Origin of the sequence: Actinoplanes sp. NPDC051475 (assembly GCF_040689425.1) — a bacterium.
GTDB lineage: Bacteria > Actinomycetota > Actinomycetes > Mycobacteriales > Micromonosporaceae > Actinoplanes.
The window spans coordinates 82,382-108,345 of record NZ_JBFAZZ010000009.1; the positions used below are offsets into that span (position 1 = coordinate 82,382).

Here is a 25,964-nt window from a genome sequence, read left to right on the forward strand (position 1 = left end):
CATGGGCAAGCGCGTGCTGCGCCGGGCACCGCGGGCCCACTGGGCCCTCCTCGTGCTCGCCTCGGGCGTCCTGCTGGCGGAGCTGAGCCTGCACGGTTACGTGACGCACGTGGGCGCCGAGGGCGACGGGCCGCTGCCCGGCACCGGCTCCGCCCCCGCGCCGGCTGCTGTCACCGGCGGAGCGGCCGTTCAGCGCCTCGGGCCCGGCGACGCCGTCAGCAGCCGCGGGATGCCCGCCAGGACGATCGCCCTGACCTTCGACGACGGCCCCGACCCCCGCTGGACGCCGCGCATCCTCGACGTGCTCGCCCGGCACCGGGCGCACGCCACGTTCTTCCAGGTGGGCTCGCAGGTCAACGAACACCCCGGACTCGCGCGCCGGGTGCTCGCCGAGGGGCACGAGATCGGCTCGCACACCTTCAGCCACGCCGGCATGCCGGGGCTCGCGGACCGGCGGCTCGATGCCGAGCTCACCCTGACCGCCAACGCGGTCGCCGCCGCCACCGGGCGCCGGCCGGTGCTGTTGCGGCCGCCGTACTCGTCGGTGCCGTCCGCGGTCACCGTGGCCGAGCAGCGCGCTCACCAGCGCGCCGCGGAAGCGGGCTACCTGCTGGTCCTCACCGACCTGGACACCGGCGACTGGCGGCGCCCCGGTGCGGACGCCATCGTCGCCGCGGCGCAGCCCGAGGGCGACACCGGCGCCGTCGTGATGATGCACGACTCCGGTGGCGACCGCGCCCAGACGGTGGCGGCGCTCGACCGGCTCATCCCTGCCCTGCAGGCGAAGGGCTACCGGTTCGTCACCGTCTCGGAGGGCCTGGGTCTGGCCGCGATGCCGGCGGCCGGGACGGGACAGCGGTGGCGGGGGTACGCCTTCCGCGCCGCCCAGACCGCCGGTGACCTGCTCGCGGACGCCCTCGCCTGGCTCGTCCTCGTCGCCGTGGTGCTCGCCGTGCTGCGGCTGATGGCCCAGCTTGTCAGCGCTCGCGTACACATGCGCAGGCGGCGCCGCGACGACCGCCCGCTGGAGTACGTCGGGCCGGTGTCCGTGATCGTGCCGGCGTACAACGAGGCCGCCACCATCGCCGCGACCGTACGATCGCTGGTCCGCAGCGACTACCCGGCGGTCGAGGTCATCGTGGTCGACGACGGCTCCACCGACGGCACCGCCGACATCGTCGAGCGCCTCGGCCTGCTCGGCGTCTACGTCCTGCGCCAGCCCAACGCCGGCAAGCCCGCGGCCCTCAACCACGGCATCGGGTACGCCCAGCACGACATCCTCGTCCTGGTCGACGGCGACACGGTCTTCGAACCCGATGCCGTCGGCCGCCTCGTGCAGCCGCTGCGCGACCCGCGCGTCGGCGCCGTCTCGGGCAACACGAAGGTCGGCAACCGCGGCGGCCTGCTGGGCCGCTGGCAGCATCTCGAGTACGTGATCGGCTTCAACCTGGACCGGCGCATGTTCGACGTCGCCGGGTTCATGCCCACCGTGCCGGGCGCGATCGGCGCTTTCCGCCGGGAGGCCCTCGACGCTGCCGGCGGCGTGTCGGCGCAGACCCTGGCCGAGGACACCGACCTCACCATGGCGGTGCTCCGGGGCGGCCGGCGCGTCGTCCACGAACCCGCCGCGGTCGCCTGGACCGAGGCACCGGCCTCGCTGCGCCAGCTGTGGCGACAGCGTTACCGCTGGTGCTACGGCACCATGCAGGCGATGTGGAAGCACCGGCACGCCCTGCGGGAGCGGGGCGACGCCGCGCGCGCCGGCCGGCGCTGCCTCGGCTACCTCCTGCTCTTCCAGGTGCTGCTGCCGCTCACCGCACCGATGGTGGACGTGTACGCCCTGTACGGCACGGTCTTCCTGGAGCCGGCCACGGTCGTCGGCATCTGGGCGGGCTTCACGGCCGTCCAGATGGTCACGGCCGCGTACGCGCTGCACCTCGACGGCGAACGCTGGACACCGCTCTGGAGCCTGCCGTTGCAACAGATCGTGTACCGCCAGCTGATGTACCTGGTGGTGATCCAGTCCACCGTGATGGCGCTGCTCGGCGGGCGGCTGCGCTGGCACCGGATGGCCCGTACCGGGGCGGCCACGGCTCGCGTCCCCGAGCCGGAGCGCTTCGGACCCTTGTGGCCGCCGCCTCCGCGGATGTCCCGGCGCCCGCCCGACCTCCAGGCGCTGCCGGTCGGCGGGGGCCGGCGCGGCCGCGACCGGTGGCCGATCAACTAGGCCGTTGCCGGGCCGGCATGGTCGCCGCGGGGATGGATGGCGATGAGCAGCTCGTACGCCGGTTCGCCGGGGGTACTTGCGGCCCGGAAGCGTTCCACGACGGCGAGCAACGCGTCGCGGAACTCGCCGGCCCGCTCCGGAGGCATTCCCGCCGTCGTGTAGCTGACCAAGACCCGCTGGTCGTCCGGCGCCCGCCGGTTCATCACGACGCGGCCGGAGCGGAGGCCGCTCACGATGTTGGTGTGCACCTCGTCGAAGAGCGTGGTCACCACCTCGGCCATGTCCTCGGGCGAGCCGGCCGCGCTGTCCGGGCCGCCGCTGTGGAGGCCGCCCGGCAGCGGCTGGTTGCCGCGCTGGAAGGTGATGCTCTCCTGGGCCGCCCCGTAGTGCTTCTCGATGATGCCGTTGACGACCTGGGTCGCCCGGATCTCGAGCAGGCCGCGCTGTTCGAGCAGGCCGAGGTGGTAGTAGATCTTCTTCGGCGGCATGCCGATCGCGGCGGCGAGGTCCTTCGCCGTCCAGACGCGGGCGTAGTCGCCCATCATCAACTCGAGAATCGCCAGCCTGGCGGGGTCGGCCAGGGCCTTGAGCGTCTCGGCGTCCTGCACCATGCGGGCGGAGGCCATCGGGGAATCACCTGCGAACGGGGTCTCGGGGGGAAGAGCGCAATATGTCGTCTGTCTAATATCTTAGAACGCCGGTGGATCTTTGGATGCTTGACTTCCCTTGACCGTGTGGCAAAAATCGCTGCATTCAATGTCGTGGATCGGATCCGAGGGGTGGCGCATGCCGATCGAGGCCTGGATGGTGCAGCAGGCAGCCGAGCTGGCTCTGCACACGGCGAATCAACTGAGCACGGCCGCGTCGGCCGTGCACCACGAGACACAGATCCTGCTGGAGGAGATCACCGACACGGTGGCCGCCTGGGGCATCTGCGGGGTTGACGGCGGCTGTCACATCGATCTGCAGCACTGATCCCCGTGGGGTGGCGACCGAGCCGGTACGCCGTCGTCGGCACGACAGCGTTCCGACATCCGTCCGGCCGAGTCGTCCGCCCGGTCCTGAACACCGCGACCGCTCGCGTCTACCTGGTCGACCTCGACACCGCGGCCCGTCTCGCCCGCGAGCGCGAGCCTCTCACCGAGGACGCGGCGCGCGATCGGGGCCTCGTCGAGGCGGGACTGCTCGTCGAGGCCGGCCGGGACGAGGCGGCCGAGGTGATCGCGGCCGGACGGACGGCAGCCCGCGACGGCAGGTCGCGCGATTTTGTCGTGATGCCGAGCGCGTACTGCAACATGGCCTGTGCCTATTGCGGGCAGGGCCACGAGCGGTTCGCGCTCGCACGGGGACACCGCTCGGCGCTCACCGAGCGGGTCCGCACCGCGGCGAGGTCCGGACGGTACGACGCGCTCAACGTCCGCTGGTTCGGCGGTGAGCCGCTGATGGCGTACGCCGTGCTGCGGGAGCTCTCCCGCAGCTTCATCGCGAGCGCCGGCGAGGCCGGGGTCCGCTATTCGGCGAAGGTGGTCACCAACGGCGTCCTGCTCGACGCCCGCAAGCTCACAGCGCTGCATCGCGAGTGCGGCGTCGGGCTGATCGAGGTCACGGTGGACGGACCGGCGGAGGCACACGACGCCAGCCGCCGGCTGAAGAGCGGCGGCCGATCGTTCCACCGCATCCTCGCGGTCATCGCTGCGGCGCTGGAGGACCCGGAGGTCGCGGACCTGAGTTTCCTCGTCCGGACCAACGTGGGCGTGCACAACGCCGGACTGGCCGAACCGCTCGCCGCCGAGCTGGCCGCCGCCGGCCTCGCGCACGAGCGGGTCACGTGTTATCCGGCGCCCGTGCACCCGTGGGGCAACGACGTCACCGAGATGGCGCTGCAACGCGGCACGATGGCGGCCGTGGAGCTCGACTGGTTCCGCGCGTACCGGCGTCATGGGCTGCGGTTCCCGCTCCTGCCGGGCGCACCCCGGCGGGTCGTCTGCGCCGCGGTCACCCGGCACAGCGAGGTCGTCGCCCCGGACGGGCGCGTCTTCAGCTGCACCGAGCAGCCCCTGGTGCCCGGTCTCGGCACCGGCGATCTGGGCCATGTCAGCGCGCTGGACGCCGCGTCGCCCCGGCCGGCCGGCGCCTTCGACGACTGGTACGACGCGATGGCGGCCGGCGAGACACCGTGCCGGGGCTGCCCGATCCTGCCGGTATGCGGCGGCGCCTGCCCGAAGCTGTGGCGGGAGGGCTCGGTGCCGTGCCCGTCGCTGCGCGAGAACGTCCGCGAGCGGCTGGACCTGTACGCGACCTCCGCCGGATACATCCCCGTGCTCTCATGACCGCCCGCTCCCGCTGCCGCGCCGCAGGTACGCGCGCAGCAGGTGCGGCACCCGGAGGTCGATAGCGGGCTCGCGGTGGGAGGCCTGGACGAGCCCGTGACCGATGAGGACGTCCAGGCCGCGCATCACCTCGCCCAGCGGACGGTGCAGCGCGGCGGCCGCGGCCGCCACCGTCCAGGCGCGGTCGCTGCGCGCGAGTTCGGCGAGGACGGCGCGATGATCGGCGTGCAGGCCCGTCAGGCTCGCACCGATCAGGCCGCCGATCGTCGTCGCCTGCTCCCCCGGCCGCGCCGGCACGTCCAGGTCGAGCAGATCTGTCACCGGCATCCCGACGAGCTGGTGCAGGCTGAGCACCCGGCCCCGCCCGGCGACCGCCTCCAGCGCGAGCGGGAGCCCGTCCAGCCTGCGGCACATCTCGGCCGCCGCGCCCACCTCGGCCGCGCTGAGCGTGAACCCGGGCCGGATCTCGGCGAGCCGGTCCACGAGCAGCCGCACCGACGGCAGGCGGACCACGTCGGCCGGTGGGCAGCCCGGCTCGGGCGTGTCCAGCGGGGAGATGACGGCCGCCTGCACACCGGCGACGTGCCACGGCGTCCGCGACGTGCTGATCACCCGCAGGCCCGGGCAGGCGGCCAGCAGGTCCTCCACCTCCCGGGCCGGCCCGGCGGCCGCGATCCCGTCCAGCACGAGCAGCGCGTGCCGACGGCCGACGAGCCGGCGGATCCGGGAGACGTCATCGAGCGTGGGTGCGACCGCCGAACGCCAGGAGCGCACGAGCGCACCGGTGGCCTCCGGGCCGCGCCGGCCGATCCACAGCACCGGCCAGCGCCGCCGGGCGTTGAGTCCGGCGGCTATCTCGGCCGCCACCCGGGTCTTGCCCACGCCGGGCAGCCCGGAGATCGAGATCATCCGCCGGTGGCCGGACTCGAGGACCGCCATGATGGTCCGCACTTCCGCATCGCGCCCGATCAGGGCGCCCCCTGTTCCCGCGGGTGCGGCGTCTTGGTCGTCGCCCGGGCCGGTCGGGCGCCGGCTGAGGCTGGCGCTGACGAAGACGTCGCGCGTCACTCCCTGCAGCCCCAGTCCGTCGGCGAGCAGGTGGATGGTCTGGGTCCGGGCGTTGGCCCGCCCCGCCTCGAGGTCTCGGATCGCCCGCGGGCTGACCGTGGAGAGATCGGCGAGGGCGCGCTGGGTGAGTCCGGCGCGGATGCGGTGATGACGAAGCAGCTCGGGAAACGAGGCGGTGGCGACGAGGCTGGTCATAGCGCCCCACTCCGATCAAACGTCGCTTGATTGGTGGACATCCAAATTATCTTGGACGTTAGCGGCGGCTGTCAAGGACGTCGATGGCGCCGGTGGACCGTTCCAGCAGGTCGAGCGAGACGCCGAGCAGGGCGACGGCCAGCGGGTCGGACGCGTTCATGGCGGCGTGCTCGGAGAGCCGCGCGAGGAGGCCCCCGAGGCGTGGCGCCGCCGGCTTCTGCTGCCGCAGCCGCAGCAGGGACAGGCCCAGGGCCGCCTGGGTGGCCAGCAGCCCCAGGAGCTCCATGTCGTCGAGCTCGTCGCCCGGACCCCGCGAACCGTCCGTGTGGCGGTCCAGCACCTCCAGCACGCCGATGCATTCGCCGTCCGCGACCAGCGGGGCGGCCATGATGCTCGTCGGCAGATAGCCGGTGGAGGCGGCGGCGTCCCGGGCGAAGCGGTCGGTCTCGGCCACGTTGTCGGCGATGAGGGTCTGGCAGCTCGCCGCCACCCAGCCCGCGATGCCGGTGCCGGGCGCGAACCGCATGCCGACCAGGTCCCGCTGGCCCGCGCCGGCGACCGCGGCGAAGACCAGCTCCTCGGTGTCCGGGCTGACCATGAAGACCGAGGAGGCGGCCGCGCCGTAGACGTGCCGCGCGACCGTGACGACGGACTGCAGCAGCCGCCGCTCGGTGTCACCGCTGAGGAGTTCGGGTGTAAAGGACTCCACTGTGATCATCCCCCTGTGCCGATACGTTGGCTGCGCAGTGATAGAGCACGCTCTTGAGCTGGAACGGGGTCAGCCACGGACGCTTGCTCAGGATGAGCGCGGCGATCCCGGCGATGTGCGGCGCCGCGAAGCTGTTGCCGGTGTTGCGGGTCGTACCCCCGCCCGGGCTCGCGACCGGTACGCGCACACCGCGGGCACAGAACTCGACCGGCGGCGCCGCGTTGTAGTAGTAGCGCAACGGTTCCGGCTCGGCGTGGCTGGCGACCGAGACGACGGAGGAGAAGCTCCAGGGAAAGCTCTCGATCGGCAGGTTGTGCGCCGCCACGACCAGTGTGGTCCGCCGGAAGTACGCACGATCGCACAGCTCCGCCAGCCGGCTGCGGAACTCCAGCCGGGCCGTGGACAGACTCATGTTGATGACGTCGAAGCCCTGCTCCACCGCGTACGCCAGCCCGGCGATCAACGCGGCGGCGCTGCCCGAGCGGCCGTCGCCGAGCACCTTCACCGAGCTGATCGACACCCGGGGCGCGATGTCGCGGATGATGCCGGCGCAAGCGGTCCCGTGCCCGGCCGCGTCGCGGGGCTCGCACTCCTCGACCCGGGGCGCCCGGCCGTCCTCGGCCACCACCTGCCAGGCCCGCTCGACCGGCCCCACCATCGGATGCCCGCCGTCGATGCCGCTGTCCAGCACGCACACCCGTACGCCCGCGCCGTCCGCGCCGCCCATGGCCCAGTCCCGGTCGATGCCGCCGAACAGGTCCGCCGGCACCAGCTCGTCGGGATGTTCCGCGGCGGGCATGCCCCAGGCGGGCAGCCCGGAGAAGTGCCGCTGCCGCTCGCGCCGCCACGGCTCGCCGTTCACATCCATGCCCGCACCGCCTCCTGCGGGCGGGTCGCGCCGACGACGGCGTAACTGTCGATCGCCGCGCGGGCCAGCGTGAGGGCGTCGCCGTGGCGGCCCAGGCGCCGCTGGGCCCGGGCCAGGTCGAAGGCGACATCGCCGCGCAGGCAGGCGTCGTCCGTCTGCCGCAGCAGCGCGAGGACGTCGCCGATCCCGGTGTCCAGGGCGTCGCCGCCGGCCACGAGCCGCACGGCCGTGGACATGCAGAGGATGCGTCCGCGTACGTCCATCTCCGCCCTTCGCTCCAGCAGGGTGGCGATCTCCGCGGTCACCGCGCCGGGCGGTCCGTACCGGGCCCGTTCCCGTGCCGCCTGGACGCGCAGGGTCAGGGCGTTCGGCGTGTGACCGGCCGTCTCCAGCGCGGCGGCCGCCCTGCGGAAGTGGCGCTCGGCCTCGGCGGGCGCCCCGGCCGCGGAGCACACCACGCCGGCGGCCTGGTCGATCAGGACCCGGCCCATGGTCAAGCGCAGCTCCTCCACCGCCGCGCCGGCCTCCGCGAGCACCGCGTTCGCGCCGTCGATGTCGCCGGTCAGCGCGAGGCACCGGGCCCGCGCGACCAGCACGGGCACCAGGAGGAACCGGTCCGCGGCGAACCGTGCGGCCAGCTCGGCACAGCCGGCCAACTGCGCCGTGACGGGCGTCGGCGACCACTGCCGGACCTCGCAGAGGGCCACCAGCAGGCGGTCCTGCTCGTAGTCGTCGCCGAGCGCCCGCGCGTGGTCCAGCGCGGTGCGGACCGCCTCCTCCGCCGCGGCGTACCGGCCTTGTCCGAGGTGGACGAGCATGCGTACCTGCGCGAAGCGGCATCCGGCGAGGCGGTCGTCCGGCGCGCCGTCCACCTCCCGGCCGAGGTCCGCCACGCCCTGCTCGGCGAGGGCACCCCGGCGTACGGCCAGCAGATCGCGCTGCACCCGGCAGGCCCGCTGGGCACGGGGGTCGGTGCTGGCCGCGGCTGCCTCGGCGACCAGGTCCACGGCCTGCGCGGTGTCACCCGCGAGCAGCAGGGCGTCGCTGAGCCGCAGAACCGCGAGGGGACGGTCCCGGTCGTCGCCGGGGCCGGTGAGCTCCAGCGCCCGCGTCAGCAGGGCGATCGCGGCGGGCACGTCCCGTTGGCGCAGGGCCGCGGTGCCGTCGCGCAGCAGGGCCCGGCCGGCGGCCCGGGACAGCTCCGCGAGCTCCGGGTCATACGGGCGGAGATCACCGAGCAGGCGGACGGCCGCGTCGAGGTGGAAGGCCGGGCTGACGTCGCCCTGGGCCAGCAGGCGGTGCCACGTGAGGCGCTGGTGCTTGTCGAGGCGGCCGTACGCGACCTCGTGCACCGGCTGCTGGACGAACCGGTACGCGCCCGGCTCCGGCAGCGGGCCGACGAGGTGCTGCTCCACCAGCGTCTCGACGTCGCGGGCGGGCGCCGGCAGGCCGAGGACGGCGAGCCGGGGCAGGGTGAACGTCGACCCGATCACGGCCATCGCGCCCAGCAGCTCGCGGGCGGGCGTCGGGAGCCGGTCGATCATCGCGCCGACCAGGGCGGTGATGGTCGGCGGCAGCTCGCCCGCCGGCCGGCCGGGCACGGCGGACTCGATCATCAGCCGGATGAACAGCGGGTTGCCCCCGCCGCCGGCGGTGACCCAGTCGAGCAGGTGCAGATCGTGGGCCTCCACCTCGGCGGTCGCGCGGCCGGCCGCGAGCAGCCCGGCGAGCTCCGCGCTGTGGGCCGGACCCAGCGCGCCCACCTCGACGACCTCGCCGGGCCCGGCGCCCGGCAGGTCCGGCCCGGAGCGGGACACGCAGATCGTCAGCACGGGAAGCCGCCGGGTGCCGGTCCCCAGCTCCCCGATCAACCGCAGGAGCGAGGGCCCGGCCCATTCGAGGCCGTCCCACACGACGGCGACCGGACGTCCGGCGGCGGCGGCCCCGAGCAGGTCCCGCGCGACCCGCGAGACCTCCTCCACGCCGGGGCCGGGGCCGCTGTCCGGCCGGCGGGCCCGCGACGCGTGCCGCAGGTCGTCCAGCACGGCGGCGACGTTGGGATCCGACTGCACCAGCGCCCGGCATTCCGGGAACCGCGCCGTCAGGGCGTCGAGCACCTGCACCAGGGCGAGGTGGTCGCCGTGCGGTCCGTACGAGGGACAGCTCCCCGTCACGACCGGGGCGCCCACCGCGTTCAGCACCTCGCGGACCAGCCGGGTCTTGCCGATGCCCGGCGGCCCGACCACCGTGACGTGCTCCGGCGCGCTCCGGGCGGCCACCCGGTGCCAGGCGGCCCGGAGGCTGGCGCGCTCGTCATGCCGGTCCACCATGGGCGAGCCGTCGTCCGTGGGTTCGCCGGTGTCGACCGGGCCCACGACCAGCAGCGCCGGGACCGGCTGGGCCTTGCCCTTCAGGGTCAGCGGCGCCACCGGCGCCATGGCGAACTGCGGCCGGGCCAGCTGCGCGACCGTCTCGTTGACGACGATCTCGCCGGCGACCGCGGTGGACTGCAGCCGCGCCGCCAGGTTGACGACGTCGCCGACGACGCGCAGTCCGGCCCGGGAGGAGTGGGTGACCAGCGCCTCGCCCGCCGCGATCCCGCAGTGCACCTCCGGCGGCCGGCCCGCCGTACCGGGCGTGGGCAGCCCGGCGACGTCGGCGCGGATCTGGAAGGCGGCGCGCAGTGCGCGTACGGCGTCGTCCTCCTCGGACCGGGCGGCTCCGAAGACCGCCATGACCGCGTCGCCGATGAATTTCTCCACCACCCCGCCGTGCTCCTCCACCGCGGCCGAGCACACCTCGTAGTACTGCTCCAGCAGCAGCTGCAGCGGCTCCGGGTCGACGCGTTCGGCGAGCCGCGTCCAGCCGACGAGGTCGAGGAACAGCACGACCACCAGCCGGCGGCTCACAGCATCTTCAGGTTGTGCGCCACGACCTCACCCTCGGCCTCCCGAAGGCGTTCCTGCACGGTGACGAGCACCGCAGTCTCCTGAGGCGACAACGACGCGAGCACCGCGCGCTGGGCGGAGCTCAACAGGTCGACGGGACAGCCCGCGATACGCAGGGCCTCGAGGGGATCGTGCATGTCAGTCACCAGCCAGGGAGAGTCGGGACGGATGGTCGGTCAGGCCGTACGGCGGTGGCCAGATGCCGATGGGCAGGAGCCGGTGCACGTAGCAGTACGCCACCAGCTCGGCCCGGTTGCGGCAGTGGAACCGGCCGAGCAGTTCACTGATCTCCTCGCCGACGGTGTGCCGGCTCAGCCTCAGCTCGCGCGCCGCGCGGTCGGTGGTGTGGCCCCGGGCGAGCATCGCCACCAGTTGCATCTCGCGCGGCGAGATCTGTTCAGGCGGCAACGGACTCACCTGCGCGGACGAAGGACTCGTGCACCATCACGGCGGCCATGAAGGAGACGCCGTGCCAGCCGGCGCGGCGTTCGTACCAGAGCCAGTCGCCGTCCGGGTTGACCTCGAGGAAGACCGGCTCCCCGGAGGGCCGGACGAGCATGTCGAACGCGCCGTAGCGCAGGCCCCACGCCGCGGCCAGCGTCCGTACGGCCGCGGCGACGGCGGCCGGGCACTCCACCGGCGTGACGGTCACGGCCGCCGGGTCCGTCCACATGGCCGCCGGCTCCGGCATCGCCACCTCGAAGGCGCACAGCCCGCCGTCGAGGTGGTACACGCGCAGCTCGCGGCTGTGCGGGACGTACTCCTGCACCACGACCGGGCGCCCACCGGCGGGCCGCCGTCCGCCGGCCATGACAGGTGCGTGGTCCCGCCATTTCCCCCGATCCGGCTCGAAGAGCCGGAAATCGGGCGTCTTGACGATTTCCCGCCGCGTTCCCGCGCCCCGCAGATCGTTGGTGATAATCGTTCTCGGGGTCTGTACGCCGGATTTCCGTGCTTTTCTCAATTGCAACGTGCCGACCGGGGCCTCGCCCGGAAATGCGACCTCCGCGGCCGCCGTGAGATGCGCGATGAATGCCGACCACGAGGCGCCTTCGAGCATTGTCACGGAACCCGCCGGATCTGCCTGCGTCACGATCGCGGGAGCGGAGGAATGGCGGGCCCAGACCACCGCGGGCCGGACGCACCTGCCGTCGGCGGTGAGCAGCCCGGTGTCCAGGTCGATGGTCACCGCGGCCCGGCCGAGATCCTCCCTGCGCAGCAGAACCGCAGGCGAACCGAGTGAGTGCACCAGGATGTCGTGCACGGCCCCGAGCTCACCGCCGCCGGCACAGTCCACCAGCACCACGGCGCGTTGTGGCGTTCCCATGGGTGAATCGTATTGACCCGCACCGCTGCAGAATGGCAGCTAGGCGGCAGTTTCGAGGCAGCTTGCCCCGGCCCGGTTCACCTGCCGCGTCCGTGCCGTACTTTCCTTCCAAAACCTACGGACGACAGGGGAGGGTTCGTGTCGGGTGACGTGGTGACCGCGGTGGAACTCACCAAGCGATATCGCCGGAAGGAGGTGCCGGCGGTCGACGGCGTTTCATTCTCGATAGCCGAGGGAGAAACCATCGGCCTGCTCGGCCCCAACGGCGCGGGAAAGACGACGCTGATCAAGATGATCTGCGGGGTCACCCCTCCCACGACCGGCCGCATCCGCGTCCTCGGCGCGGATCCCGTCCGCGATCCGGTCGCGGCCAAGAACGGCGTCGGTGCCATGCACCAGACCGGCCCGTACGACGAGATGCTCTCGGCGCTGGACAACCTGCAGATCGCCGCGCGGTTCCGCGGGCTGTCGTGGCGTGCCGCGGCACCCTGGGCGCTGGAGGTCGCCGAGTACCTCGGGCTCAAGGACGCGCTGTCGCAGCTCGTCTTCCAGCTGTCCGGCGGGCAGCGCCAGCGGCTGCAGCTGGTCCGGGCGCTGCTCACCATCCCGCGGCTGCTCATCCTCGACGAGCCCTCCGCCGGGCTGGACGTCGCCGGGCGGCACCAGGTCGAGCGGTTCGTCCGCTGGCTGCGCAGCGACCACGGCGTGACCGTGCTGTGGACCAGCCACCACATCGACGAGCTGGAGCGCAACAGCCAGCGGGTCCTGGTCATCGACCGCGGCAAGGTGCTGCGCTACGCCCATCCCAAGGACCTCGTCCGCGAGTTCGGCGGCGCGCACCTGGTGGTGACCGTGGACGACGAGGTGGCCGGCAAGGTCGTGACCGAGTGGGCCGAGACCGCCGGCTACGTGGCCGAGGCCGGCGACACCGAGGTGCGGATCGAGGGCGCCGTGGCGCAGGACGTCCTGCCGGCCCTGACCCGGCACTGCCAGGACTCCGGGGTGGCGATCTCCGGGGTCGCGACCGTCACCGACTCGCTGGAGCGGGTCTTCCTGCGGATGACCGAGAACAAGGGATGACCGTGACCGAGCTCGCCTTCACCCAGGTCCCCCCGGTCGCGCCGAAGCGCTCGGCCGACCTGTCCGCGGTGTTCTACCGCGAGTACGCCCTGCTGGCCCGCAACCGCGTCAACCTCATCCTGGGCCTGACCCCGATGCTGGTGTACCTGTTGCTGGTCAACACGTCCCTCGGCAACGTCGTCGGGGACATCACCTACCGGGGCGAGCGGCTGCCGTTCTCGGTCTTCCTGCTGCCGATGGTGCTCGCCATGTCCGTGGTCAGCGCGTCCGGTACGACCGGCATGGCGCTGTTCCAGGAGGAGATGAGCGGGGTGTCGACCCAGCTGTGGTCGTGGCCGCTGCGCCGGTCGCGCTTCCTGCTCGGCAAGCTGCTGGCCGGGGTGTCGCTGGTGCTCGCCCAGAGCCTGCTCGCCCTCGTCGTCGCCGCGATCATCTTCCGGTACCCGTTCGCGCTGTCGCACTGGATCGCCCTGCTCGTGGCGCTCGTGCTCGCCTCGGTCGCCTTCAACGGCCTGTACCTGGCGGCGGCCATCCTCATCACCGACTACCGCACCTTCATGGTGCTGACCAGCGTCTCGGTGCCGGTCCTGGTGTTCGCCGCGCCATCGCTGTCCACCACGAAGCAACTGCCGCTCGTCCTGCAGTGGCTGTCGGTGGTCAACCCGGTGACGTACGCGGTCAACGGCATGCGCGACGCGGCGATCTTCGGTTTCGGCACCGCGTGGCCGAGCCTGCTGGTCCTGCTCGCTGTCGCGGTCGCCGCGAACGTCCTCGCCGGCCGGGCGCTGCTGCGGCGTACCGAGAACCTGTGACCCGGCGGAGCGGCGACATGAGAACCGACGACGCGGCGCTGTCCTGGCTCGCCCGCGAGCAGGACGGCGCGAAGGTCCGGCTGCCCGGCACCGACCGGGCCACTCCCCCGGCGGCCACCATGGCCATGGCGGCCCGCGCGGCGGCGAAGGTCGGCGTCACCCGGGTCGCGGACATCACCCGGCTCGACACCATCGGCATCCCGACCTGGCAGGCCGTCCGGCCGCTGTCCCGGACTCTCGCCGTCTCCCAGGGCAAGGGCGTCACCGACGAACTGGCCCGGCTGTCCGCGGTCATGGAGTCGGTGGAGATCTGGCACGTGGAGCAGCCCATGGCGCCGGTCGAGACGGCGGCGCCCCGCAGCCTCGCGGACCGGCTGGGGTACGACGTGGGCGCCCTGGTCCGCTCCACGCCCAGCCTGCTGCACGACGACCTGCCGCTGGAGTGGGTGGCTGCCCGGTCGCTCGTGGACGCCACGCCGACCCTGGTGCCGGTCGACGTCGTACGGCTGTCGCTCGAGCGGCGCACCGGCTGGAACCCGCCGGTGTTCCTCGAGTCGACGAACGGTCTCGCCAGCGGCAACACCCGCGTCGAGGCAGTGCTGCACGCCCTGTACGAGGTCATCGAGCGCGACGCCGTGACCACCGTGGTCGGGGGCGACCCGGGCGTCCGGGTGGATCCCCGGACGTCCGGGTCGGCGGTCGTCGACGGCCTGTGCACGATGATCGAACGGGCCGGGGTGGCCTACGAGGTGCGCCTCGTCCCCTCGCCCACCGGCCTGCCCTGCTTCCTGGCCTGGGTGGCCTGCGACGACTACCCCGCCGCGATGTACGGCTTCGGCTGCCATCTCAGCGCCGAGATCGCGCTCACCCGGGCGCTCACCGAGGCGGCGCAGACGCGGCTCGCGTACATCGCGGGCGCGCGCGACGACCTGCAGGACGACATCGACGACGCGGGCACGAAACGCCGGCGGGAGCCGTCCGGCACGGCCGCCGCCGTCGGCGATCTGCTGCCGTCGCCCGTGGACCATCCCAGCTTGCTGGACGACCTCGAGGAGGTCGTCAAGCGGGCCACCGCGGCGTTCGGTCACCCGCCCATGGTGGTCGACCTGAGCCGCGACGACATCGGGGTGCCGGTCGTCAAGGTCGTGGCGCCCGGCAGCCGCGTCAGCCCGGAGGTGTTGTAGTGAGCGGCCCGAAGATGGTCGTCTACGCGGGACCGACGATCTCCCCGGACGAGGTGCACGCCGTACTCCCGCACGCGGTGGTACGCCCTCCGGCCGCCCGCGGCGACCTGCTGGCCGAGCGGTGGCGCCGAGGCGACACCGCGATCGTGATCGACGGCTACTTCCGCGAGCGCCGGTCGGTGGGCCACAAGGAGATCCTGCTGGTCGTGCGGCAGGGCGTACGGGTGATCGGCGCGGCCAGCATGGGTGCGCTGCGCGCCGTGGAGCTGGGGCCGTACGGGATGCAGGGGGTCGGCGCCGTCCACGACATGTACGTCTCCGGGGAGATCGACGGGGACGACGAGGTCGGCGTGCTGCACGGCCCGGCCGCCATGGGCTATCCCGCGCGCACGGTGGCGCTGGTCAACCTCCGGTACGGCTGCCGCGAGGGAGCCGCCGAGGGCTCGGTGCCCGCGGACAGCGGACGGCGGATCGTCGCGGCGGCCAAGTCCCTGCCGTTCACGTTCCGCACCTGGCCGGACCTCGAGGCGCGGCTGGAGCCCGCCGACCACGACGCCCTGCGGACGCTGACGGCGAGGATCGACGCCGGGGACTGGGATCTCAAGCGGCGTGACGCGACCGCCGCGCTGCACGCCGCCGGCGAGCCGGTGCCCGCGGCCGGCGACGCGGTGGACGGCCTGGCCCTCACCGGGATCGGCGCCACGCAGCAGCTCGACCGGCAGACCCGGCGGGAGTATGCGCCGGGCCGATGGCTGTCCGATCTGGACGTCCTCGACGCCGCCCGCCTGTACGACCCGGACTACCCGGCCCGGCACGAGCAGGTGCTGACCGGGATCCTGGGCGAGCTGGCCGCCGCGCGTGGCATGAGCCTGGACGCGTACGCGAACCACCGGCTCGGTGTCGGCGACGGGTCCCCGCTGCCGGAGAGCCTCACCGCCTGGCTCACGCCGGACGAGCCCCGCAGCGCCCGGCTCGTGATGACGCGCGTGTGGCCGACCTGGGCGTCGGCCGACTGGCGCCCGGCCGTCATCGCCGACCTGCGCACCTCCGGCCGCTGGGACGAATGGAGCGAGCTCGTCGTGCGGGCCGACGATGCCATGGAGGAGTTCCGCTACCGCCGCCCGGTGCCGCCGCCGGCCATGTGCGCGAACCTGTTCCTGCGGCACTGGCGGCTGCCCGGCACGTCGCCCGCGATCGAGATGGCCCGGCGGGGCTTCGCGGGCCCTGAGGAGCTGGGCGCCGTGGTCCGGCGGTTCTTCGCGCTGGACGTCAGCACCGCGCGGGGTGCCCGGTGATCGCTCAGCTGTTCCCGCCGAGCACCCGCGGGGACCTCGCCGATCCCCACCCGCTGCTGCACGAGATGCGGGAGCGGGAGCCCGTGCACCGGCACGTCAGCACGACGACCGGGCTCGCGGTCTGGTACCTGACCCGGTATTCGGACGTGCAGGAGGCGCTGCACCATCCGGGCCTCGCGCGTGAGCTCGACCGGTTGCCCGCCGATCTCGCCGCCCCGCACCGGCGCCGGGAGTTCGACCCGCTCGCGATGCTGCGGCGCACCATGTTCCACCTCGACCCGCCCGACCACACCCGGCTGCGGCGGTTGATGGCGCCCGCTTTCGGCGCGCGTACGGTCGCGGCGATCGACCGGCACCTCCGGTCGGTCGTCGACGGGCTGGTCGCCGCGTTGCCGGCCGAGGGCGAGATCGACGTCATCGAGGCGCTGGCCCTGCCCCTGCCCGTACTCGTCGTGGCCGAGCTGATCGGGTTCCCCGTCGGCGACCTGGCGCTGCTGCGCCGGTGGAGCGACGACATCTGCCGCAGCCGGGACCCGGTCCGGGTGCGCCGCGCCGGGCTCGAGTTCGTCGCGTACGTCGACGACACGATCACCCGGGGGCTGACCAGGCCGGGCGACAACCTGCTGTCCCGGCTGGTCCGCGCGGAACGGTCGGAGGACCGGCTGAGCCGCACCGAGCTGGTGTCCGGCGTGTTCCAGCTGCTGCTCGCCGGCGACGAGACCACGGTCAACCTGATCGGTAACACCGTGCTGGAACTGTTGCGGCACCCGCAGCAGCTCGCGCTCCTGCGTCGGCGCCCGGAACTGATCGACTCCGCCGTCGAGGAAGTGATGCGGTTCAACGGCCCGGTCGGGCACGCCCGCCACCTGTACGCGGTGGACGACGTCGAGATCGGTGGCCGGCTCGTCCCGCGCGGGGACGTCGTGGTGCCCGTCCTGCTGGCGGCCAACCGCGACCCGGCGGTGTTCGCCGAGCCGGACGTCTTCGACATCACCCGGCACCCCAACCGGCACCTGGGCTTCGGCCACGGCATCCACTTCTGCCTCGGGGCCGCGCTGGGCCGCTTGCAGGCCCGGGCGGCGGTCGGCACGCTGGTCGGCCGCTTCCCCGAGCTGACGCTGGCGGTCGGCGAGGACGAGCTGGAGTGGACACCCGACCTGTTCCTGCGCGGCGTCCGCCGCCTGCCGGTGCGCGTTCGGGCGGCAGGGAAAGGCGGCAACCCATGAGCTACGCGACTCTCTCCCGGATGGCGTTCGGCTACGTCTCCTCCCAGATCGTGTACGCGGCCGTACGGCTGGGCGTACCGGAGGCACTCGCCGCGGGTCCCCGCCCGGTGGCCGACCTGGCGCGGACGCTCGGCTGCGACCCGGACGGGCTCACCCGCCTGGTGCGGGCTCTTGTCGTGCTCGGCGTGCTGGACGAGGCGGGCGAGGGACAGGTGCTCCTCACCGAGCTCGGGCGGCCGCTGTGCGCGGACCATCCCCGCTCCATGCGTTCCAGCGTGCTGCTGTTCGGCGACCCGCCGGCCTGGGCGGCGTGGGGTGCGCTGGCCGACGGTGTCCGCTCCGGCTCGGCGGCGTTCGACCACGTGCACGGCCGGCCGCTCTTCGACTACCTCGCGGAGAGCCCGTCCTCGGCCGGCGTCTTCCACACCGCCATGCGCGAGGGCACCGGTTCGCTGGCCGCGGACATCGCGGCGGCGTACGACTTCACCGGCGCGCGCACCGTGGTCGACATAGGCGGCGGCAACGGGGCTCTGCTGGCCGCGGTGCTGGCGGCCGCGCCGGCGGCGAAGGGCATCCTCTACGACGCGCCCGGAGGAGTGGCGGACGCCCCCGAGACGTTCCGGCGGGCGGGCGTCACGGACCGTTGGCGCATCGAGACCGGCGACTTCTTCACGACCGTGCCGGCCGGCGACGTCCTGATGCTGAAGGGGATCCTGCACGACTGGGACGACGAGCGCTGCCTCTCGCTCCTGCGTCAGTGCCGGGACGCGATCGCACCGGACGGGCGCCTGCTGGTGGTGGAACCCGTCCTGCCGGACTCCATACGCGCCCCGGACGCCGCCGGAGCCGTCCTGAGCGACATCGCCATGCTCGTCTACACCGGCGGCCGCGAACGCGACGAGAACCAATTCCGGAAATTGTTCGTGGCGAGCGGATTCGACCTCGCCGGCATCACCGCGCCGATCGGCGGATCACCTATTCGCATTCTCGTCGTACACCCCGGCTGAAACCCACATTCGTGGGGTTGTGAGCACCGGCCACCGGCCCGCATTCTCGATATCGACCCCGTTGTCAAAACTGTTTCACTCAGGAGGAGAAATGACGTTCAACTCGGCTGAGGCCCTGCGTGAGGCCGGCATTCTCGGCGGCCCGATGACCCCCGAGCTCGAGGAGTTCTACGGCAGCCTGACCCAGGCGGAGACCGAGGTGCTCATCTCGACCAAGAACCGCCTCATGGCGGTCCTGCCCGACGTGGTGGCGCACTCCCAGGAGTGGGCCAAGCCGGAGGCCTCCGAGCAGGGCTTCGACGCCGCGATGCTGTGCGCCTGCGGCGCCTGGTCCGGCTCCGGCCACCAGCAGAACTAGTTCGAGCACCGCACGGGCGCGACCCGCGAGGGCCGCGCCCGTGCCGGGCCCTGAGGAGGACGCATGCGCGGGAATCTGGTTCGGCACCGTTCCCTGTTCGACGTGCCGGAAGACCTGACCTATTTCGTGAACGGCGAGGACCACCTGGTCGTCAACCCGCAGGTGGGCGCCCGGTGCGTCCTCAAGCCGCAGGAATTCGGCGTGCTGAAGGCGCTGGCCGGCGCCGGCGAACCGTTGGAGGAATCAGCGGCGAACGAGCGCGCCCTGGCCAAGCTGATCCTCAATTGGATCGTCTATTTCAACGGCAACATCCCCACCGTGAAAGTCACCGAGGCACCGCTGAACACCGTGTACTACGCCGTCACCGACGGCTGTAATCTGCGCTGCCCGTACTGCTATGCCTCGTCCGAGAAATGCCTTCCCGGCGAGCTGAACACCGCCGAGTCGATGGACCTGATCTCGCAGGTCGCCGCCCTCGGCGCCAAGCGGCTCGTCTTCACCGGCGGCGAGCCGATGTTGCGCAAGGACCTGTTCGCCCTCGCCGAGCACGCGAACTCGCTGGGGCTGCAGGCGAACATCATCACCAACGCGACCATGATCCGCACTCCGGAGCTGGCGCGCCGCTTCGCGGAGCTGTTCGGCGGGGTGACGATCAGCGTCGACGGCGGCACGGCCGAGACCCACGACCGGACCCGCGGCGACGGCTCCTTCGCGAAGACGTACAAGGCGCTGCAGATGCTCAACGACGCCGGCGTACTGCCCTCGATCAACCACATCGTGACCTCGGACAACGTCGAGGAGCTGGAGGACTTCGCGTCGTTCCTCGACGGGATCGAGGTGCACAGCGTGCGCCTGATGAACCACAACGACCTGGGCCGCGGCGTCGACGACGACGACTCCTTCGGCTGGAGCGACCACCTGCGCGTGCAGCAGCTGGTCTGGACCTCCCCGGTCGCCGCGCAGCTCAAGCCGGACGGGCCCCGGCCGGTGAGCCCGTGCTCGGTCAAGGGCAACTGCGGCATGGGCGGCAACGAGATCTACGTCAACTCGCTGGGCGACGTCTACCCGTGCAAGCTCGTCACCGGGCGCGCCGAGCACGCCGGCAACGTCCGGCGGCAGCCCCTGAGCGAGATCTTCGCCAGCCCGGTGCTGGGCGCGATGCGCAGGAGCACCGTCTACGGCGGCGAGTTCCACGACGACTGCGCCAAGTGCTACATCAAGTCGAACTGCGGCGGCGGGTGCCGGGCCGCGCACATGTCCGAGTCCGGAGATCTGCGCCGCAACAGCCGCCACCTGTGCCGGATCCTGCGGCACGGGGTCGTCACGCAGCTCTGGCAGGAGACCGGGGTGACCCGCGCCGAGCTGGCCGCGAACGACCTCGAGATGACGGTCCCCCGGCTGGTCGCCACCGGCGAGATCCACGCGGTGCACGACCAGTGGAAGACGTACGTGCCCACACCCAAGCCCGCCATCAAGGTGGGCGAGCTGATCCCGGTCATGCCGGTCCAGAGGAGGTCGGGAAATGTCCCTGCGCATCGATGACGCGGTCATCTGGAACGAGACCGCCAACGGCATCGCGCTCTACCACACCGAGTCGGGCGAGTTCCGCAGCCTGAACGAGACCGGCGCCAAGATCTGGGTGCTGGTGGAGAGCGACGGCGACCGCGAGCAGGTCATCACGAAGCTGTCCCTGCTGTTCGCCGGCCGCAACGCGGCGCTGGGCGAGCGGATCCGCGCCGAGGTGGACCAGTTCATCAGCTCCATGGTCGAGAGCGGCCTGCTGGCCGAGGATCTCGCGGCCGTACAAGCATGAAGTCGGCGGTCGTCCTGGGCGGGGGTTTCGCGGGCGTGCTGGCGGCGCACGTGCTCGCCCGGCACGCCCACCACGTCACCCTGGTCGAGAGCGGCTGGTACCCGGAGGACCCGGTCGCCCGACCGGGGCTGCCGCAGGCGTACCACAGCCACGTGCTGGTGACCGGCGGTGCGCGGGCCCTGGAGACGCTGCTGCCGGGCACGCTGGAGGCGCTGCTCGCCCGCGGCGCCCAGCGGCGCGGACTGCCGGACGGCGCGCTCATCCGCAGCTCGGACGGATGGTTCCGCCGCCATGACACCGGCGCGTACCTCGTCTCGGCCGGGAGATGGCTGATGGACCACGTGATCCGGCAGCGGGCGCTGGCCGGCGGCGCCGTCACGGTGCGCGACCGCAGCCGGGTGGTGGCCCTGGCCGGCGATGCGTCCCGGGTGACCGGCGTGGTGGTCGCCGGGCCCGACGGGCGGACCGCGACGATCCCGGCCGACCTGGTGGTGGACGCGACGGGGCGGCGGTCCAGGGCCGACCGGTGGCTGACCGCGCTCGGCGGCCCGCCCGTCGAGGAGGAGACGGTCGATCCGGGCCTCGCCTATTCGACCCGGATCTACCGGGGGCCCGCGGGCCTCGCCGCCACCCTCCCGGCGATCATGCTGCATCCGCGGCCGGCGAGCGGACGTCCCGGGTACGGGGCGACACTGCTGCCGATCGAGGACGACCGGTGGATCGTGACCCTGACCGGGACCCGGGGCGCCCCTCCCCCGGTGACGGACGCGGAGTTCACCGAGTGCGCGGACGGACTGGACCTCGCCGTCCTGACCGGACTGCTCGCCGCGGCCGAGCCGATCGGCCCGATCCGCCCGTACCGCGCGACCGCCAACCGGCGCAAATTCTTCGAGCGGCAGGCCCTTCCCGGCAACTTCCTCGTCCTCGGCGATGCCCTGGTCGCGGTGAATCCGGTGTACTCGCACGGCATGTCGGTCGCCGCGCTCAGCGCCCTGCGGCTGGACCGCGAACTCACCGGACGGCCCGGAGGCGGGCTCGGCGGCCTGCAGGACGCCATGGCGGCCGAGGCGGACGCCTCCTGGCGGATGGCGACGGGACAGGACCGCGCCGGTGCCACCGGGACGCCCCCGCCACGCCGGACACCGGCCCTTACGGGCCGCGCGGTGCTGAGCAGCCCGGCGCTCATGACCGAGATGTTCCGGGCCCAGACGCTGGTGCCCGCGCATCGGACCGTGGACGCCGCGTTCCTGCGGGAGCTGACCGCCGAGCCCGGTACGCCGCTCGCCACCGGCGAGGCGATCGCGCAGTACCGCGGGCTGTCCGACTGGTGGCTGTCGACCGCGGGGAGCCGGCTGTGACCGTACCGTTGATTCCGCGGTCCGTTCTGTTCGGCAACCCGGCGTACCTGAAGCCCGAGATCTCCCCGGACGGCCGGCACCTGATCCATCTCGCGCCGGACGACGGCGTGATGAACGTGTGGATCGCCCCGGTGGACCGGCCCGGCGAGGCGAGGGTCGTGACGCGCGACCGCGGCCGGGGCATCCGCACCTACGGCGTCTGCCACGACGACCGCACCCTGTTCTACCTGCGCGACGAGCACGGCGACGAGAGCTGGCGGCTGTACCTGGTCGACCTGCTGTCCGGCGAGGAGCGGTGCGCGACCCCGTTCGACGGGGTGCAGGCGCGCGTCCTGGCCCACCACCGCCGGCACCCGGAGACCGTGCTGCTGGGGCTCAACCGGGAGCGCCGGCACCTGCACGACGTCTACCGCCTCGACCTGCCGACCGGCGAGTTGACCCGGGTCGCCGAGAACCCCGGCTACCTGAGCTGGATCATCGACTCCGACCTGCGCATCCGCGGCGGCACGACGATGCGGGCGGACGGCGGGGCGACCATCCACCTGGACGGCGAGCCCTGGCTCGAGGTGCCGTACGAGGACGTCATGGGAACCCGGGTCCTGGGCTTCACCGGCGACGGCGCCACCGTGCACCTGCTGTCGTCCATCGGCGCGAACGCCGCCCGGCTCTACGCGGTCGACCTCGCCTCCGGCACGCAGACCCTGCTCGCCGGCGATCCCGTCCACGACGTCACGCGCGTGGAACTGGACCCGCTCACCGGGGCGCCGCAGGCTGTGGCCTTCGCCAAGGACCGCGACGAATGGGTGTACCTCGACGAAGCCTACGCCAAGGACATGGCCCGGATCCGCGGCGAGCTCGCGCTCCGGGACGTCGATGCCGAGGTGTACGCCGACCGTACCGACCGCTCCGGCGACCTGTGGACCGTCTCGGCGGTGACCGGCGCCGGCCCGGTTCTCTACTACGTGTACGAGCGGGCGGCGGGGCGGCTGCGCTACCTCGGCAACCACCAGCCCGGCCTCGACCCCTACCGGCTCGCCCGGATGGAACCGTTCGAGTACGCCGCGCGCGACGGCGTGACCGTGCACGGGTACGTGACCTGGCCGCCGCAGGCCGACCGCCGCAACCTGCCCGCGGTGGTGAACGTGCACGGCGGTCCCTGGGCCCGCCACACCTTCGCCTTCGACGAAGAGGCGCAGCTGCTGGCCAACCGCGGCTACGCCTGCATCCAGGTGAACTTCCGGGGCTCCACCGGCTACGGCAAGCACTTCCGCAACCTCGGCGCCAAGCAGTGGGGCGCGGCCATGCAGACCGACCTGCTCGACGCGGTCGACCACCTCGTCGGCCTCGGCGCGGTCGATCCCGCCCGCGTCGCCATCATGGGCTGCTCGTACGGCGGATACGCCGCGCTGGCCGGCGCCGCGTTCACCCCCGGCGTCTTCGCCTGCGCGATCGACCTGTGCGGGCCGTCGAGCCTGCTGACGTTGCTCGCCGGGGGCGCGCCGTACCGGACTCCGCTGGCGTCGTTCATGCGCGCCCAGGTCGGCGATCCGGAGACCGAACGCGACCTGCTCTGGCAGCGGTCACCGCTGTCGTGCATCGGCGACGTCACCGCCCCGATCCTGGTCGCCCACGGCGCGAACGACGTCCGGGTGACGCAGGACGAGGCCGAGCAGATCGTCGCGGCGCTGCGGGCGAAGGGCCTGCCGTACGAGTATCTGCTCTTCGAGGACGAGGGCCACGGCCTGGCCAGGCCGGAGAACCGGGAGACCTACTACGCCGCGGTCGAACGCTTCCTCGCGGAGCATCTGGGCTAGGGGAGGAACTGCTCCTCGATCGCCGTGACCTTGCCGCCCTTGACGGTCAGCCAGAACAGCGTGTGGGGGATCCGCGCCTTCACGTCGCCGAGGTCGCCCTTCTTGTCCGCGACTCCCCCGACGCCTTCGCCGACGACCTTCACGGCCACCGGGTCCGTGATGGGCACGACGCGCTTCTTGGGATTGTCGTTCACGATCATGTAGTCGTTCGGCGGGGTCTTCTCGTCGGAGTCCGGGTACTTCTTCTGCCACGCCTTCACGGCCGCGTCCCCGGTCAGGAACTCGACCAGGTCCATGGTCAACTCGCCGTCGCCGACCGCCGTGACGTACGCCGGCCAGCGCCCCTCGCCGATCGCAGCCTTCGAGTCCCCCGCGGGCGCCCCGGTGGTGGCGGCCGGTTCGCCGGCCGGCTTGGTGCCGATGCCGGTCGCGGCCGGCTTGGCGGCCGACGGCGCCGGGCCGGTGGTCGCCGTGGTGGGAGCCGGGGAAGACGGCTTGTCGCTGCAGGCGGCCACGGCCAGCAGCGCGGTGGCGAGCACGGCGGCGGCCACGGGACGACGGTTCAGGCGCAGGTGCATACCGACAAGGTCGCACACCGGCACCACTGCTGAGCCGCGGATATCCGACAGCGGCCGACCCCGGCGCCCGTGGCGGGACGCCGGGGCCGTCCGGGGTCAGTGCAGCGGCACGTCCAGGTAGGAGCCGCCGTCGATCGTCACCGTTTTGTGCGGGGCGTTCTCGTCGTAGTACAGCCCGTCGACGGTGTCGATCACGAGCGTCAGCGAGTGCCCGGCGGGTACGTCGTACGCGGTCGCCTGCAGCGAGAAGTCGAAGCTGCGCGAGCCGCCCTTCTCGTCCAGCCAGGTGGCCGGGGCGTGGGTGATCAGACTGGCGTTGCCGAGCGAGTCGAGGTCGTAGAGGTAGGCGACGACCGTGCCTTGCGCCTCCGTGCCGCTCAGTTCCAGGTGCACCTTCGGGATACCGCGGACCCGCTGGACCGACGACGGCCGTTCCGAGGCCCACACACCGGCCCGCGAGCGGTCGACCGCCGGGAGCCAGATCCACGGTTGCCACCCCGTGAACGCCGCGAGGCTGTTGGTGATCAGGGCGATCCCACCGTTCGCGAAGGTGTCCTTGTCGGTCGGCAGGGACTTGGACCAGCCGGTGCTCGGGTCGCCGCCGAGCAGCCCGGTGCCGTCGTACCAGCGGATGGCGCCGAGGCCGTAGCGGCGGTTCGAGGTGGCCAGTGCCGACCAGGAGGCGTAGTGCTCCTCGGGCGCGTTGTAGGGCTTGACCTCCACCGGCGGTTCGGTGGAGACGCCGGTGGAGACGCCGCCCAGGTACTGGTCGAACCACCGGTACAGGCTGTTCCACACATCGTTGTCGAGCCCCGCCAAGCCGGTGAGCTCGGCGATCGCGTGGTCACCGGGGCGCAGTTCCAGGCGCTTCGCAACGGTGAGCCGGTTGTAGAAGTCCACGATCTGGTTGGGCGGGAAGAACGTGTCACCCCAGCCGTTGGCGATCATGACGGCGGGCCCGTTCGCGTTGATCGCGTCGAGGTACGTCGCCGGGGACCGCTTCTTGGCCCAGGCCTGCACCTGCGGCTTGTCCCGGTTGGCGTTGAAGTCGGCGAGGGCGTCGCTCAGCTCCGCGCTGGGGTTGCCGAGGGTGTCCGCGGCGAGCTCGAGGAACCCTGCGGACTGCCGGTGCCGGGTCTCGTCGGCGTACAGCGCGGCGACCAGGTCGGCCCAGCCGCTCATCACCACGACCGCCTTGATCCGCCGGTCGAAGGCCGCGCCGAGCAGGCTCAGCCCGGCGCCGTACGAGATGCCGGCCGCACCGATGCGCGCCGGGTCGGCCGGGGTGTTGGCGAGCGTCCAGTCGATGATCAGCGACAGGTCGGCCATGTCCTTCGGGCCGGCGGTGTCGATCTCGCCGCCGCTGAACCACCACCCGCGCGGGGTGTACGACACGACCACGTAGCCGCGGCCGGCGAGCTCCTGGGCCTGGGCGACGTATTCGAGATCGTTGAGGCCCCAGCTCGCCGGCATGATCAGTACGGGATGCCGGCCGGCGGTGGCCGGTACGGCGACGTTGGCCTTGAGCACCACGCCGTCGTGGGCGGTGATGTCGACGAAGCGCAGGCCGGCGGAGGCCTGTGCGGCGGCGACGGGCGTAGTGGCGGTGACGGAGGCCGCCGCCGGAGTGGGTGCGGTCGCCAGGACGGTGGCGGTGATCAGCGAGAGCGCGAGGACGGGCAGGGCAGCGCGACGGGGCGCCATGAGCACTCCTGAAGGTGTCGAAGCGTCGGTGGACCTGCCGACGGCCATCGGCCCCGGTGGGGG

The 25,964-nt window shown here is 72.8% G+C and carries 24 protein-coding genes; 14 read left to right on the forward strand and 10 right to left on the reverse strand.

Annotation, left to right across the window (positions count from 1 at the left end):
- The first annotated feature begins 1 nt into the window (after nt 1).
- Nucleotides 2-2,227 carry a bifunctional polysaccharide deacetylase/glycosyltransferase family 2 protein gene (locus tag AB0368_RS19590; protein WP_366155309.1) on the forward strand — a complete coding sequence of 742 codons (2,226 nt, stop codon included), beginning with the start codon at nt 2-4 and terminating at the stop codon, nt 2,225-2,227.
- Here the strand turns inward: AB0368_RS19590 and AB0368_RS19595 are convergent.
- On the reverse strand, nt 2,224-2,853 hold the full coding sequence (locus AB0368_RS19595; protein WP_366155310.1) for a helix-turn-helix domain-containing protein: 630 nt from the start codon (nt 2,851-2,853) through the stop codon (nt 2,224-2,226). The genes AB0368_RS19590 and AB0368_RS19595 overlap by 4 nt on opposite strands.
- A gap of 160 nt (nt 2,854-3,013) precedes the next feature.
- Between AB0368_RS19595 and AB0368_RS19600 the strand changes: the two genes are divergently transcribed.
- The gene (locus AB0368_RS19600; protein WP_366155311.1) at nt 3,014-3,202 is read left to right on the forward strand and encodes a hypothetical protein; all 189 of its coding nucleotides are present in this window, start codon (nt 3,014-3,016) and stop codon (nt 3,200-3,202) included.
- A 5-nt stretch (nt 3,203-3,207) separates the two neighbouring features.
- A complete protein-coding gene (locus tag AB0368_RS19605) occupies nt 3,208-4,557 on the forward strand; it encodes a radical SAM protein (protein ID WP_366155312.1) in 1,350 nt (449 codons plus the stop codon).
- Here AB0368_RS19605 and AB0368_RS19610 read toward each other — a convergent pair.
- The 7 genes from AB0368_RS19610 to AB0368_RS19640 are packed head-to-tail and all read right to left on the reverse strand — an operon-like array spanning nt 4,552 to nt 11,672.
- Nucleotides 4,552-5,820 (reverse strand): helix-turn-helix domain-containing protein, encoded by a 1,269-nt coding sequence (locus tag AB0368_RS19610; RefSeq protein ID WP_366155313.1) that lies wholly within the window; start codon nt 5,818-5,820, stop codon nt 4,552-4,554. The two genes, AB0368_RS19605 and AB0368_RS19610, sit on opposite strands and share 6 nt — an antisense overlap.
- A gap of 58 nt (nt 5,821-5,878) precedes the next feature.
- Nucleotides 5,879-6,529 (reverse strand): GAF domain-containing protein, encoded by a 651-nt coding sequence (locus AB0368_RS19615; RefSeq protein WP_366155314.1) that lies wholly within the window; start codon nt 6,527-6,529, stop codon nt 5,879-5,881.
- Nucleotides 6,495-7,397 carry a S8 family serine peptidase gene (locus AB0368_RS19620; protein ID WP_366155315.1) on the reverse strand — a complete coding sequence of 301 codons (903 nt, stop codon included), beginning with the start codon at nt 7,395-7,397 and terminating at the stop codon, nt 6,495-6,497. The genes AB0368_RS19615 and AB0368_RS19620 overlap by 35 nt, the downstream gene beginning before the upstream one ends.
- The gene (locus tag AB0368_RS19625) at nt 7,388-10,306 is read right to left on the reverse strand and encodes an adenylate/guanylate cyclase domain-containing protein (RefSeq protein ID WP_366155316.1); all 2,919 of its coding nucleotides are present in this window, start codon (nt 10,304-10,306) and stop codon (nt 7,388-7,390) included. Before AB0368_RS19625 ends, AB0368_RS19620 begins: the two co-directional genes overlap by 10 nt.
- On the reverse strand, nt 10,303-10,482 hold the full coding sequence (locus AB0368_RS19630) for an aroma-sacti cluster domain-containing protein (protein ID WP_366155317.1): 180 nt from the start codon (nt 10,480-10,482) through the stop codon (nt 10,303-10,305). The genes AB0368_RS19625 and AB0368_RS19630 overlap by 4 nt, the downstream gene beginning before the upstream one ends.
- Before the next feature lies 1 nt (nt 10,483).
- The gene (locus AB0368_RS19635) at nt 10,484-10,753 is read right to left on the reverse strand and encodes a helix-turn-helix transcriptional regulator (RefSeq protein ID WP_366155318.1); all 270 of its coding nucleotides are present in this window, start codon (nt 10,751-10,753) and stop codon (nt 10,484-10,486) included.
- Nucleotides 10,743-11,672, reverse strand: a complete 930-nt coding sequence (locus AB0368_RS19640) for a hypothetical protein (RefSeq protein ID WP_366155319.1) — start codon at nt 11,670-11,672, stop codon at nt 10,743-10,745. The genes AB0368_RS19635 and AB0368_RS19640 overlap by 11 nt, the downstream gene beginning before the upstream one ends.
- A 138-nt stretch (nt 11,673-11,810) precedes the next feature.
- On the opposite strand from AB0368_RS19640, the gene AB0368_RS19645 reads away from it, so the two are divergent.
- The 11 genes from AB0368_RS19645 (at nt 11,811) to AB0368_RS19695 (ending at nt 23,619) form a co-directional block, all read left to right on the forward strand.
- Entirely contained in the window at nt 11,811-12,752 is a 942-nt protein-coding gene (locus AB0368_RS19645) for an ABC transporter ATP-binding protein (protein WP_366155320.1), read from the forward strand.
- A complete protein-coding gene (locus tag AB0368_RS19650; RefSeq protein WP_366155321.1) occupies nt 12,749-13,564 on the forward strand; it encodes an ABC transporter permease in 816 nt (271 codons plus the stop codon). Before AB0368_RS19645 ends, AB0368_RS19650 begins: the two co-directional genes overlap by 4 nt.
- A gap of 17 nt (nt 13,565-13,581) precedes the next feature.
- Entirely contained in the window at nt 13,582-14,748 is a 1,167-nt protein-coding gene (locus AB0368_RS19655) for a YcaO-like family protein (RefSeq protein ID WP_366155322.1), read from the forward strand.
- Nucleotides 14,748-16,043, forward strand: a complete 1,296-nt coding sequence (locus AB0368_RS19660) for a TfuA-like protein (protein WP_366155323.1) — start codon at nt 14,748-14,750, stop codon at nt 16,041-16,043. Before AB0368_RS19655 ends, AB0368_RS19660 begins: the two co-directional genes overlap by 1 nt.
- On the forward strand, nt 16,040-17,269 hold the full coding sequence (locus AB0368_RS19665; protein WP_366155324.1) for a cytochrome P450: 1,230 nt from the start codon (nt 16,040-16,042) through the stop codon (nt 17,267-17,269). Before AB0368_RS19660 ends, AB0368_RS19665 begins: the two co-directional genes overlap by 4 nt.
- Nucleotides 17,266-18,276: a methyltransferase gene (locus tag AB0368_RS19670; RefSeq protein ID WP_366155325.1), complete on the forward strand. Its 1,011-nt coding sequence runs from the start codon at nt 17,266-17,268 to the stop codon at nt 18,274-18,276. Before AB0368_RS19665 ends, AB0368_RS19670 begins: the two co-directional genes overlap by 4 nt.
- A gap of 91 nt (nt 18,277-18,367) precedes the next feature.
- Entirely contained in the window at nt 18,368-18,634 is a 267-nt protein-coding gene (locus AB0368_RS19675; protein WP_366155326.1) for a StsA-related sactipeptide RiPP, read from the forward strand.
- 63 nt (nt 18,635-18,697) lie between these two features.
- Nucleotides 18,698-20,176, forward strand: a complete 1,479-nt coding sequence (stsB, locus tag AB0368_RS19680; protein ID WP_366155327.1) for a StsB family radical SAM/SPASM domain sactipeptide maturase — start codon at nt 18,698-18,700, stop codon at nt 20,174-20,176.
- Nucleotides 20,157-20,447 carry a PqqD family protein gene (locus AB0368_RS19685; RefSeq protein ID WP_366155328.1) on the forward strand — a complete coding sequence of 97 codons (291 nt, stop codon included), beginning with the start codon at nt 20,157-20,159 and terminating at the stop codon, nt 20,445-20,447. The genes stsB and AB0368_RS19685 overlap by 20 nt, the downstream gene beginning before the upstream one ends.
- A complete protein-coding gene (locus AB0368_RS19690; protein WP_366155329.1) occupies nt 20,444-21,805 on the forward strand; it encodes an FAD-dependent monooxygenase in 1,362 nt (453 codons plus the stop codon). The genes AB0368_RS19685 and AB0368_RS19690 overlap by 4 nt, the downstream gene beginning before the upstream one ends.
- Complete coding sequence (locus AB0368_RS19695; RefSeq protein WP_366155330.1) at nt 21,802-23,619, forward strand: S9 family peptidase; 1,818 nt, start codon at nt 21,802-21,804, stop codon at nt 23,617-23,619. Before AB0368_RS19690 ends, AB0368_RS19695 begins: the two co-directional genes overlap by 4 nt.
- Here the strand turns inward: AB0368_RS19695 and AB0368_RS19700 are convergent.
- A complete protein-coding gene (locus AB0368_RS19700) occupies nt 23,616-24,197 on the reverse strand; it encodes a hypothetical protein (protein WP_366155331.1) in 582 nt (193 codons plus the stop codon). The two genes, AB0368_RS19695 and AB0368_RS19700, sit on opposite strands and share 4 nt — an antisense overlap.
- Nucleotides 24,198-24,293: 96 nt before the next feature.
- Complete coding sequence (locus tag AB0368_RS19705; protein ID WP_366155332.1) at nt 24,294-25,901, reverse strand: CocE/NonD family hydrolase; 1,608 nt, start codon at nt 25,899-25,901, stop codon at nt 24,294-24,296.
- Between the last annotated feature and the right edge of the window lie 63 nt (nt 25,902-25,964).

What these genes read in the sequence shown, in the direction of transcription:
- AB0368_RS19590 (WP_366155309.1), top strand. Translation starts at nt 2, where the DNA reads ATGGGCAAGCGCGTGCTGCGCCGGGCACCGCGGGCCCACTGGGCCCTC.
- AB0368_RS19595 (WP_366155310.1), bottom strand. Translation starts at nt 2,853, where the DNA reads ATGGCCTCCGCCCGCATGGTGCAGGACGCCGAGACGCTCAAGGCCCTG.
- AB0368_RS19600 (WP_366155311.1), top strand. Translation starts at nt 3,014, where the DNA reads ATGCCGATCGAGGCCTGGATGGTGCAGCAGGCAGCCGAGCTGGCTCTG.
- AB0368_RS19610 (WP_366155313.1), bottom strand. Translation starts at nt 5,820, where the DNA reads ATGACCAGCCTCGTCGCCACCGCCTCGTTTCCCGAGCTGCTTCGTCAT.
- AB0368_RS19620 (WP_366155315.1), bottom strand. Translation starts at nt 7,397, where the DNA reads ATGGATGTGAACGGCGAGCCGTGGCGGCGCGAGCGGCAGCGGCACTTC.
- AB0368_RS19630 (WP_366155317.1), bottom strand. Translation starts at nt 10,482, where the DNA reads ATGCACGATCCCCTCGAGGCCCTGCGTATCGCGGGCTGTCCCGTCGAC.
- AB0368_RS19640 (WP_366155319.1), bottom strand. Translation starts at nt 11,672, where the DNA reads ATGGGAACGCCACAACGCGCCGTGGTGCTGGTGGACTGTGCCGGCGGC.
- AB0368_RS19650 (WP_366155321.1), top strand. Translation starts at nt 12,749, where the DNA reads ATGACCGTGACCGAGCTCGCCTTCACCCAGGTCCCCCCGGTCGCGCCG.
- AB0368_RS19655 (WP_366155322.1), top strand. Translation starts at nt 13,582, where the DNA reads ATGAGAACCGACGACGCGGCGCTGTCCTGGCTCGCCCGCGAGCAGGAC.
- AB0368_RS19670 (WP_366155325.1), top strand. Translation starts at nt 17,266, where the DNA reads ATGAGCTACGCGACTCTCTCCCGGATGGCGTTCGGCTACGTCTCCTCC.
- AB0368_RS19675 (WP_366155326.1), top strand. Translation starts at nt 18,368, where the DNA reads ATGACGTTCAACTCGGCTGAGGCCCTGCGTGAGGCCGGCATTCTCGGC.
- stsB (WP_366155327.1), top strand. Translation starts at nt 18,698, where the DNA reads ATGCGCGGGAATCTGGTTCGGCACCGTTCCCTGTTCGACGTGCCGGAA.
- AB0368_RS19685 (WP_366155328.1), top strand. Translation starts at nt 20,157, where the DNA reads ATGTCCCTGCGCATCGATGACGCGGTCATCTGGAACGAGACCGCCAAC.
- AB0368_RS19690 (WP_366155329.1), top strand. Translation starts at nt 20,444, where the DNA reads ATGAAGTCGGCGGTCGTCCTGGGCGGGGGTTTCGCGGGCGTGCTGGCG.
- AB0368_RS19700 (WP_366155331.1), bottom strand. Translation starts at nt 24,197, where the DNA reads ATGCACCTGCGCCTGAACCGTCGTCCCGTGGCCGCCGCCGTGCTCGCC.
- AB0368_RS19705 (WP_366155332.1), bottom strand. Translation starts at nt 25,901, where the DNA reads ATGGCGCCCCGTCGCGCTGCCCTGCCCGTCCTCGCGCTCTCGCTGATC.